Annotated in this window: 10 protein-coding genes; 6 read left to right on the top strand and 4 right to left on the bottom strand. The window is 69.5% G+C overall.

The genetic code is table 11. The annotated features are described in order from the left end of the window. From H5J30_RS09020 to H5J30_RS09010, 3 genes are all read right to left on the bottom strand, one after another. Positions 1-563 (bottom strand): YbjN domain-containing protein (locus tag H5J30_RS09020; RefSeq protein WP_181786764.1); only part of this gene is annotated, 563 nt, incomplete at its 3' end. A gap of 203 nt (positions 564-766) precedes the next feature. Next, entirely contained in the window at positions 767-3,373 is a 2,607-nt protein-coding gene (gene clpB / locus H5J30_RS09015) for an ATP-dependent chaperone ClpB (RefSeq protein WP_181786762.1), read from the bottom strand. A gap of 611 nt (positions 3,374-3,984) precedes the next feature. Next, a complete protein-coding gene (locus H5J30_RS09010) occupies positions 3,985-4,134 on the bottom strand; it encodes a hypothetical protein (RefSeq protein WP_181786760.1) in 150 nt (49 codons plus the stop codon). Positions 4,135-4,215: 81 nt separating this feature from the next. Here H5J30_RS09010 and H5J30_RS09005 point away from each other — a divergent pair, with 81 nt between their 5' ends. The 5 genes from H5J30_RS09005 (at position 4,216) to H5J30_RS08985 (ending at position 8,498) form a co-directional block, all read left to right on the top strand. Further along, complete coding sequence (locus H5J30_RS09005) at positions 4,216-5,256, top strand: hypothetical protein (protein ID WP_374100957.1); 1,041 nt, start codon at positions 4,216-4,218, stop codon at positions 5,254-5,256. 30 nt (positions 5,257-5,286) lie between these two features. Continuing rightward, a complete protein-coding gene (locus H5J30_RS09000) occupies positions 5,287-6,261 on the top strand; it encodes a helix-turn-helix transcriptional regulator (RefSeq protein WP_181786758.1) in 975 nt (324 codons plus the stop codon). An 8-nt stretch (positions 6,262-6,269) separates the two neighbouring features. Further along, positions 6,270-7,232 (top strand): helix-turn-helix domain-containing protein, encoded by a 963-nt coding sequence (locus H5J30_RS08995; protein WP_181786756.1) that lies wholly within the window; start codon positions 6,270-6,272, stop codon positions 7,230-7,232. A gap of 126 nt (positions 7,233-7,358) precedes the next feature. Continuing rightward, complete coding sequence (locus H5J30_RS08990; protein ID WP_181786754.1) at positions 7,359-7,544, top strand: hypothetical protein; 186 nt, start codon at positions 7,359-7,361, stop codon at positions 7,542-7,544. Between the two features lie 3 nt (positions 7,545-7,547). Next, positions 7,548-8,498: a helix-turn-helix transcriptional regulator gene (locus H5J30_RS08985; RefSeq protein ID WP_181786752.1), complete on the top strand. Its 951-nt coding sequence runs from the start codon at positions 7,548-7,550 to the stop codon at positions 8,496-8,498. A gap of 172 nt (positions 8,499-8,670) precedes the next feature. On the opposite strand, the gene H5J30_RS08980 is transcribed toward H5J30_RS08985, so the two are convergent. Further along, on the bottom strand, positions 8,671-8,988 hold the full coding sequence (locus H5J30_RS08980) for a helix-turn-helix domain-containing protein (protein WP_309505471.1): 318 nt from the start codon (positions 8,986-8,988) through the stop codon (positions 8,671-8,673). Positions 8,989-9,208: 220 nt separating this feature from the next. On the opposite strand from H5J30_RS08980, the gene H5J30_RS37675 reads away from it, so the two are divergent. Continuing rightward, the coding region (locus H5J30_RS37675) for an NACHT N-terminal Helical domain 1-containing protein (protein ID WP_181786750.1) at positions 9,209-9,361 on the top strand (153 nt) is incomplete at its 3' end.

The raw sequence follows: 9,361 nt of genomic DNA, 5'->3' as shown, positions 1-9,361 counted from the left end.
TCCCCCGGGTCGCCGTCCGGGCCGTCCTCGCGCTCGACGTTGTCCGGCTTGTCGCTGTCCAGCTCCTGCTGCAGACCCAGCGTCTCCACCAGCCACTTGTCGAACTCGATCGACGCCCGCACCCAGCTCACCGTGCTCGATACGAAGTGCTCCAGCGCCACGCCCGTGCCGATCAGCATCTGGGCCTCGCCGATCAGCCGGACGGAGCCGTCGTCGTGCGTGTGCGTGTAGACCTTCGGCCACAGCGTGCGGCGGTTCCAGTCGTCGATGGCCTCCAGCAGCTCCGGCTTGGCGTCCAGGGAGTGCTGCCGGTCGTAGAAGGTGCGCACCGAGTAGAGCTGCTGGTCTCCCTCGCCGCGGAACATGAAGTACGTACGGAACTGCTCCCACGGCGCCGCGAGGTCTCCCTCGTCGTCGACGACGTACTTCAGCTCCATCTGCTCCAGGAGCTGCTTGACCAGATCCTGGTCGGGCACGATGGGCCCCTGCGGGCCACCACCGCCGCCGGGGGATTCGGGCTGCTTGCCCCCGAAGTTCGGAATCGAGGACGGGTCGATGCTCACGTGGGGTTCCCTTCGAACGGTTCCCGCCCATCCTCCCCCACCGGGGGCCCGTGCCCGCAACCCGGCGGCGACACCCTGTGGACAACTCGCTACGGCGGCGGAGCGCCACCCGGCACCACGACCGCCCCGCGGCCCCGCCACCGACTTCCGCCCACTACCCCCCGCTGCCCGCCGCCGCTCACCGCCCGCCCGCAGGGCCGCGCCTACTGCACCGCGCCGACCAGCAACCGGTCGCCGAACACCTCCACCCGCACCGTGTCCCCGTCCCGCACCTCGCCCGCCAGGATCTCCTTCGCGAGCTGGTCCCCGATCGCCGTCTGCACCAGCCGCCGCAGCGGCCGGGCCCCGTAGCTGAGGTCCGGCTCCGGCTCGCCCTCCGGGACGCCGAGGCGCGCGAGCCAGGCCAGTGCCGCGTCGCTGACCTCCAGCGTGAGCCGGCGCTCGGCGAGCCGTTCCTGCAGATGGGCGAGCTGGATGGCGGCGATGCGCCTGAGCTGGTCGCCGCCGAGGGCGTGGAAGACGACGAGGTCGTCGAGCCGGTTGAGGAACTCGGGCCGGAAGACCTTGCGCACCGTCTCCAGCACCCCTTCCCGCTTCTGCTCCTCCTTGATCATCGGGTCGACGAGGAAGGTGGAGCCGAGGTTGGAGGTGAGGATGAGGATGGTGTTGCGGAAGTCGACGGTACGGCCCTGACCGTCCGTCAGCCGCCCGTCGTCCAGCACCTGGAGCAGGATGTCGAAGACCTCGTTGTGCGCCTTCTCCATCTCGTCCAGCAGGATCACCGAGTACGGGCGCCGCCGTACGGCCTCCGTGAGCTGGCCGCCCTCCTCGTACCCGATGTACCCGGGGGGCGCGCCGACCAGGCGGGAGACGGAGTGCTTCTCGCCGTACTCGCTCATGTCGATGCGGACCATCGCCCGCTCGTCGTCGAAGAGGAAGCCGGCCAGCGCCTTGGCCAGTTCGGTCTTGCCGACGCCGGTGGGGCCGAGGAAGAGGAACGAGCCCGTCGGCCGGTGGGGGTCGGAGATGCCGGCGCGGGTGCGGCGTACGGCGTCGGAGACGGCCCGTACGGCCTCGTCCTGCCCGATGAGGCGCCTGCCCAGCTCCTCCTCCATGCGCAGCAGCTTCTGCGTCTCGCCCTCCAGCAGCCGGCCGGCGGGGATGCCGGTCCAGGAGGAGATGACGTCGGCGATGTCGTCGGAGCCGACCTCCTCCTTGACCATCGTGTCCCGCTTGACCTCCTCCTCGGCGGCGGACGCCTCCTCCAGCTCGCGTTCGAGGGCGGGCAGTTCGCCGTAGAGGAGCTTGGAGGCGGTGTCGAGGTCGTTGTCGCGCCGGGCGCGCTCGACGGCGCCGCGCAGCTCGTCCAGCCGCTCCTTCAGCTCGCCGACGCGGTTGAGGCCCTGCTTCTCCTTCTCCCAGCGGGCGGTGAGGCCGCGCAGCTCCTCCTCCTTGTCGGCGAGGTCGCGCTGGAGCCGCTCCAGGCGCTCGCGGGAGGCTGGGTCGGACTCGTTCTTGAGCGCCAGCTCCTCCATGCGGAGGCGGTCGACGGCGCGCTGCAGCTCGTCGATCTCGGTGGGCGAGGAGTCGATCTCCATACGGAGCCGGGAGGCGGCCTCGTCGACGAGGTCGATGGCCTTGTCGGGGAGGAAGCGGGAGGTGATGTAGCGGTCGGAGAGGGTGGCGGCGGCCACGAGCGCGGAGTCGGCGATGGCGACCTTGTGGTGCGCCTCGTAGCGCCCCTTGAGGCCGCGGAGGATGGCGATGGTGTCCTCGACGGTGGGCTCGGCGACGAGTACCTGCTGGAAGCGGCGCTCCAGGGCGGCGTCCTTCTCGATCCGCTCGCGGTACTCGTCGAGGGTCGTCGCACCGACCATGCGCAGCTCGCCGCGGGCGAGCATGGGCTTGAGCATGTTGCCGGCGTCCATGGCAGACTCGCCGCCCGCGCCGGCGCCGACGACGGTGTGCAATTCGTCGATGAAGGTGACGACCTCCCCGTCGCTCTCCCGGATCTCGGCGAGCACGGTCTTGAGCCGCTCCTCGAACTCGCCCCGGTACTTCGCCCCGGCGACCATGGCCCCGAGGTCGAGCGCGACGAGCCGCTTGTTCTTCAGGCTCTCCGGTACGTCGCCCTTCACGATCCGCTGCGCGAGCCCCTCGACGACGGCGGTCTTGCCGACGCCGGGCTCGCCGATGAGGACGGGGTTGTTCTTCGTACGCCGGGAGAGCACCTGCACGACGCGGCGGATCTCCTGGTCGCGCCCGATGACCGGGTCGAGCTTGCCGTCGCGGGCGGCGGCGGTGAGGTCGGTGCCGAACTTGCCGAGGGCCTGGTACGTGCCCTCGGGGTTCTTCGTGGTCACGCGCCGGTCGCCGCGGATCTTCTCGAACGCCTGCACAAGCGCCCGGGCGCTCGCCCCCTGCTTCTTCAGCAGCTCCTTGGCCGGCCCGCCCTCGGCGGCGACCCCGATGAGCAGATGCTCGGTCGACACGTACTGGTCACCGAGCTTCTTCGCCCGCGCGGCGGCATCGGCGACGACGGCCAGCAGCTCCCGGTTCGCCTGCGGCGGGGACACGGTGGCCCCCTGCACACTGGGCAGCCCGCCGAGCAGAGCCTCGGCCCCGGAACGCACGGCGGCCTGATCGGCGTCGACGGCGGCAAGCAGATCCTGGAGGTTCTCGTTGTCCGCCACTTCGAGCAGCGCGAGCAGCAGGTGTACGGGGGTGATGTCGGGGTGCCCGCCGGACACCGCGCGGCTGTTGGCGCCGGCGATCGCTTCCTGGCTCTTGTTGGTCAGCTCCGCGTCCACTGCTGTGTGCTCCTCCTTGCCGGGGTGCCGGTCGGGGGTACGCCTCGGCCCGCACTCGGCGTGCCTGAGGCTCCGTAAGCTAAGTTGAGTCTACTGCACTCAACCTCAACTCAGCACCGGCAACCGGCGCCCGCGACACGACCGCACCCCCAAGCATGCGCGTCCGCGCACGCAAAAGCGGTGCCATCGCGGGGTTGCGTCCGCGATGGCACCGCTGGTGTGCCTTCGGGCGATCTGGACACGGGGGATACCGCCCGATCAGGCACAGTGGGGGGTGATGCTCTCGCTATCAGGCACGCCGTCGGCTGCTACGAGCACGTGATCCTCTTCGCCAAGATTGACGAAGATCACGCCGCAGCGCACCACGCAGCGTACATAACGCCCTGACCTCCGGCGGAAGGCCCGGACGCACCCGCCCCGGTCGCGAAGGATGGTGATCGGTTCACCCAGCAGGGCTACCGCCATCCTGTCCCCGGGTCGGGGAACCGCCGTAGCGAGATCGACGGAGTGCCAATGGTTCTCCATCTTTCGGCGGTCGTCTGAAGTCATCGCCATACCTGTGTCTGCATTGTTCGCATTAACCTAGGTTTGCCCAGCGTTCGCGCCCCTACTCAGTCCCACGCCGGATCCTGCTGAACGAGTACCACAGTTGACGCCTCGGGCATGTCGGCGGCATGCACCTCGGCCTCTTGGAAGTTGACGCCCAAGCCCACCACCACGGTGGCGGCCAGCGCGACGAGACAACCAACGAGCTTCTTCATTGGGATTCCCGGCTTCCCTTTTCGCTTCCCTGTGAAGAAGGTGCCGCACGAGACCGCCACGCACCACCTCCGCATTGCATCATGTTCCTGAAACACAGCTTCCTGTGGGAAGGACAAATAGGCGTAATGCATGACGAATCAGACCATTCGCATGGGTATACCGACCTGTGCGAGGCGGGCTCGGCGCTGTACTCCAAGGCGCTGCGAGCAGGCCGGATCGCCCGGTCCGAAGTGGAAAGCACGCCGTGTCTGATAGATCTGCTGCTGCTCCACCCCGACCCCGACGACCCACGCTGGCTGCGCCCGCTCCCGCCCGCCATCGTGCTTGCCCGGCTGGGCAGTCCGCTGGAGCGGGAGATCCTGGAGCGACGGAACCAGACCCTGGCACTGGCCGACGCTTTCGAGCCGTTTCTTGCCATCAGCCGAGAAGAGCAGCCCGCGGTCGGCCGAGTGATCGCCGAGTTGCGCGGCGTGACGAATATTGACGAGACCATCGGTGACGCGACAACGGAGTGCGAAAAGGAACTGCTGACGGTTCAGCCCGGAGGGAGCCGGGCCCCGGAATCCTTGAACAGGTCGGTGGGACGGGTGCGTCCGCTCGTCGATCGCGGCGTACGGATACGCAGTCTGTACCAGCACACGGCACGGCACAGTTACGGTCTACTCGCCTATCAGGAGCAGGTCGGCTCCAGCCGCATGGAACTGCGGACCCTCGAAGAACTCGTGGACCGGCTGATCATCATCGACCGGCGCATCGCCTTCATCCCGGCACAGCGCGACCTGCCGGTGAAGACCAACCGCAAGGCGGCGCTGGAGATCCGGCATCCCGGTCTCATCGAGTACCTGGTCGGCATCTTCGAGCACCTGTGGCAGCACGCGGTCCCGCTCGACGAGGAGGTCCACTACGACTCCCCGGAGCCGGACGGCATCACCGGCGTCCAGCGCAGCATCGCCAAGCTGCTCGTCGAGGGCCACGTGGACGAAGTCATCGCCGACCGGCTCGGCATGAACGTGCGCACCTGCAGAGCCCACATCGCCAAACTCGCCACCACCCTCGGCAGCAATGGCCGAGGCCAACTCGGCTACCTCATCGCCCGCTCCGGCATCCTCAACCGGACCTGACTACGGACGCCCGCCTCGGAGAGTACTGAGATGCCCACCAGGCACGACCACACCCACGCACTCGACCAGCCGTGCCCGCAGGCCCAACAGCTCTACGCCGACGCACTGCACGACGGCCGGGTTTCCCGCTCGGCGGTCGCCTCCGTCCCGTGCCTCACCGGCCTGACCCTCCTGCAGCCGGACCCCGAGAACCACGAATGGCTGCTGCCTGTCCCGGCGTTCGACGCGATGGCCCGGATGCTCCACTCCCACGAGAAGGACATCGGCAAGCTCCAGCGGTCCTCGGCCAACCTCACCGAAGCGTTCGCCGCTTTCACGGATGTCAGCGCCGCGGCCGGTTCGGACGAGTCACCGATCACGGTCCTGGAGGGCCTCGGAACCATCAACACCGCGCTGGACCTGGCGGTCAGCGAGTGCTCGCAGGAACTGCTCACCGTTCAGCCGGAGGCGACCAGCCGCGGCGCCCGCGCCCTCGGGGAAGCCCTGCAGCGGGTACGCCCCCTGGTAGAGCGCGGCGTGCGGATGCGCACCCTCTACCAGCACGCCGCTCGGGAAGCCCCGATGACCCTGGCCTATCTGCGGTTCGTCGGTCCGCAGCGGGTCGAGGTCAGAACCCTCGAAGAGATCGTCGAACGACTGATCATCGTCGATCGCGAGGTGGCGTTCATCCCGGCCCAGGCGGACCGCCAGGTCGCACTGGAGCTGCGGCAGCCCGGTCTCGTCGCCTATCTCGTGGGCGCTTTCGAGCAGTTCTGGCAACTGGCCACCCCCTTTGAAGAGGCGGCTTATACGGAGGCCGACCACGCGGGAATCACGGGCGTGCAGCGCAGCATCGCCCGGTTGTTGATCGAAGGCCACCTCGACCAGAACATCGCCCGCCGGCTCGGCATGAGCGTACGCACCTGCCGGGCCCACATCGCCAGGCTCGCGACCGTGCTCGGCAGCAGCAGCCGCACCCAACTCGGCTACCTCATCGCCTGCTCCGGCATCCTTGAGGAGACTTGAGAGCAGATATGGCCCACCCCCACCACAGCACCGGCCTCTGCGACGCGGGCAGGAAGCTCTACGCTTCTGCCCTGCGCTCAGGCCGAGTCTCGCACGAGGCAACCATGACTGCGCCCTGCCTCCTCGACCTGGAGCTCTTACGCCCCGAGCCCGGCGACGCCCAGTGGCTGGCGCCGACGCCTCCGACGCAGGCGCTCGCCGGGCTCGTCGAGCCCCTGGAACGGGAACTGAGCGAGCACCGGCTGTTCGCCGCCGCGCTCGCCGACACCGTCGAACAGTTGACGACGCTCGGCCCGGAAGACTCGGCAACGGCCGCGTTCACTGTCTGGCGAGGGAAGGAGCGGATCGACAACGCGCTCGTACAGGCGCTGGAGGACTGCACACAGGAGTTCCTCGCCATCCAGCCCGCCGGCGGCCGGACCAATTGGAACGCCGCGACGATGCGCACCACCACCCGGCGCGTACGGCGGATGAGCGAACGCGGCGTCTCTCAGCGGACCGTGTACAACCACACCTACCGGCACCACCCCGCGATGCTCGTCTACCTGGACGAGCTCAGCGACACCGGGCTGCAAGTGCGCACGCTGGAGGAGATTCCCGAGCGGCTCCTCATCCTCGACCGGCGGATCGCCTTCGTCCCCGCGCAACCCGACCGTGAGGTGGCGATGGAGATACGACACCCCGGCCTGGTCTGGTACCTGCTCGCCTTCTTCGAGCGGTTCTGGGAACTCGGCGTCCCCTGGGAGCACCAGCCCCCCGACCACGACACCCCGGAAGGCATCACAGCCGTCCAGCTCAAGATCGCCCGGCTCCTCGTGGACGGCCACCTCGACGGGGCCATCGCCCGCCGCCTCGGCATGAACGTCCGCACCTGCCGCGCCCACATCGCCAAACTCTCCGCAGCCCTCGGCAGCGACAGCCGCACCCAACTCGGCTACCTCATGGCCCGCTCCGGCCTCCTTGAGGAGTAGCGACCGCGGGCGTACCCCCTCGCTGGGGCCCGCGGGCGTCACAAAACCGCCGCCCGCGGCGTCAGAGGGCGAAAGACCGCGGACGCCCGCCGACCGCTCGGGGTACAGCCAAGGAGACCTGGAAGCATGGACCACATCCACCTTGAACCCGCCCTCCGCGAGGTGGGCAGAAAGCCTTACGCCTTCGCCTTACGCGCCGAGAAGATCCGCGGGACCGCGCGACGGACCCGGGAGATGCACGAACGCGGCGTCGTCCGCACCCAGTTCGGCCACCTCATCGCCCGCTCCGGCACCCTCGACGAGGGGGCCTGAGACATGGGGCACGCCGCGCATCCCGCCACGCGGATCTGCGAGGCGGGCCGGAAGCTCTACGCCAAGGCGCTGCAGTCCGGTCGTATCGCGACGGCGGCGAGCGAGGCCGCGCCCTGCCTCGTCGACTCCGGTCTCCTGCACCGCGACGGCGACTGGCTCGTCCCGGCGCCGCCGTCGGAGGCCATGGGGCAGCTCTTCGAGCTCGTGGCGCAGGAGATCGGCGGCTACCGGGACCTCGCCCTCACCCTCGCCGACTCCGTCGGGCCGCCCGCGGCCTCCGGTGCCGGCCCGGTCGCGGAACCCGCGATCACGGTCTGGGAGGGCAAGGAGCGGATCGACGTCGAGCTGGTACGCGCCCTCCGGGAGTGCACCACCGAACTGCTCACCGCCCAGCCCATGGGGAACAGGGCGGCCTGGGTGTACGAGGCCGCGGTCAAGCGGGTGCTGCCGCTGGCCGAACGGGGCGTCCGCATCCGCAGCCTGTACAGCCACACCGCCCGGCACACCCCGCAGGCGCTGGACTACCTGGCGCGGGTGCAGCACACGGGCCTGGAGGTGCGCACCCTCGAAGAGAACATCGAGCGTGCCATCATCATCGACCGCGAGGTCGCCTTCATCCCCGCGCGGGAGGACAACACGGTGGCCGTCGAGGTCCGCCAGCAGGGCGTGGTCTGGTATCTCGCCGCCACGTTCGACCACTTCTGGCATCTCGCCACGCCCTGGGGCGACGACATCGCCAACCGGGTCACCCCGGAGGGGATCACGGGCGTCCAGCTCAAGATCGCCCGGCTGCTCGTCGAGGGCCACCTGGACGAGGCCATCGCCCGCCGCCTCGGCATGAACGTCCGCACCTGCCGCGCCCACATCGCCAAACTCGGCGCCGCACTGGGCAGCGAGAGCCGTACCCAACTCGGCTACCACATCGCCCACTCCGGCATCGTCGACGACCGCTGACCGGCCGGGTACGGCAGGCCCGCGGGCGGGGGCCGGAGGGGGACGGAGCCGCTGGTGCGTATGAGGCCGGGAAGCGAACGCACCAGCGCTCCGTCCTGTGGGTGCCGCCCGCGCCCGCGTACGACGCCTGCGGGCCGCAGCCGCGGCACCCCGGAGGGTAATGACCCTCACATCATTCACGAACGCGGTGACCGGGGCCATTGCCGCTTGCGGCAGCCCGGTCCGCGCCCGCCACGGCCGGCCGCAGGGCCCGCCGGTTGCGGTCGGCGACCAGGGCGGCCTGGACGCGCGACTCCACGTTCAGCTTGCGGCAGATGCTCGTCAGATGGGCGCGGACCGTACGCTCCGCCACCCCCAGTTGCGATGCCAGCCGGCGGTTGGTGGGACCGTCAGCGAGCAGGAGGAGCACCTCGCGTTCCCGGTCGGAGAGCAGCGCGAGACCGACCGGGGGAGCCTGCCGCGCCGTGTTGCCCGAACCGTAAGACCTCACTGTATGAACTCCCCAGACCACTGAGCCGTACGTGGATCACGTTCGGCGGCTTGCCCCCCGGTCTTCACCAGAACATTGGCTTACCCTCCGTATCAACTCCACCCGAACCCACCCTCATCTTCCTGAATTTCATGATGATGAGGGTGTACATACCGGCATGAAGCCGACCATCGGCGAACACTGCCGGTGACCTGTAGCCGACAGCTATATCGTCTGGCGCATGGAACCCGCAGCCGTCGGCGTCAAGCTCGCGTCCGCCGCCGTAGCGCCCCTCGTCCGGCGGCTGTTCCGCAGCGAGGGGCCCGGGGCGGGGCTGGCGGAACGGCCGGTGCGGATGGCGGCGCTGGTGTCGTTCCGCGGCGAGCACCGGGAG

This window comes from Streptomyces phytophilus, assembly GCF_013870535.1.
GTDB classification, from domain to species: Bacteria; Actinomycetota; Actinomycetes; order Streptomycetales; family Streptomycetaceae; genus Streptomyces; species Streptomyces phytophilus.
Note: the sequence above shows the minus strand (reverse complement) of the source record. Positions and strands in the feature narration are given on the sequence as shown.

Bases quoted from the DNA above. Each gene is read 5' to 3' on its own strand.
- H5J30_RS09010 (WP_181786760.1), bottom strand. From the start codon at position 4,134: ATGAAGAAGCTCGTTGGTTGTCTCGTCGCGCTGGCCGCCACCGTGGTG.
- H5J30_RS09005 (WP_374100957.1), top strand. From the start codon at position 4,216: ATGTTCCTGAAACACAGCTTCCTGTGGGAAGGACAAATAGGCGTAATG.
- H5J30_RS09000 (WP_181786758.1), top strand. From the start codon at position 5,287: ATGCCCACCAGGCACGACCACACCCACGCACTCGACCAGCCGTGCCCG.
- H5J30_RS08995 (WP_181786756.1), top strand. From the start codon at position 6,270: ATGGCCCACCCCCACCACAGCACCGGCCTCTGCGACGCGGGCAGGAAG.
- H5J30_RS08990 (WP_181786754.1), top strand. From the start codon at position 7,359: ATGGACCACATCCACCTTGAACCCGCCCTCCGCGAGGTGGGCAGAAAG.
- H5J30_RS08985 (WP_181786752.1), top strand. From the start codon at position 7,548: ATGGGGCACGCCGCGCATCCCGCCACGCGGATCTGCGAGGCGGGCCGG.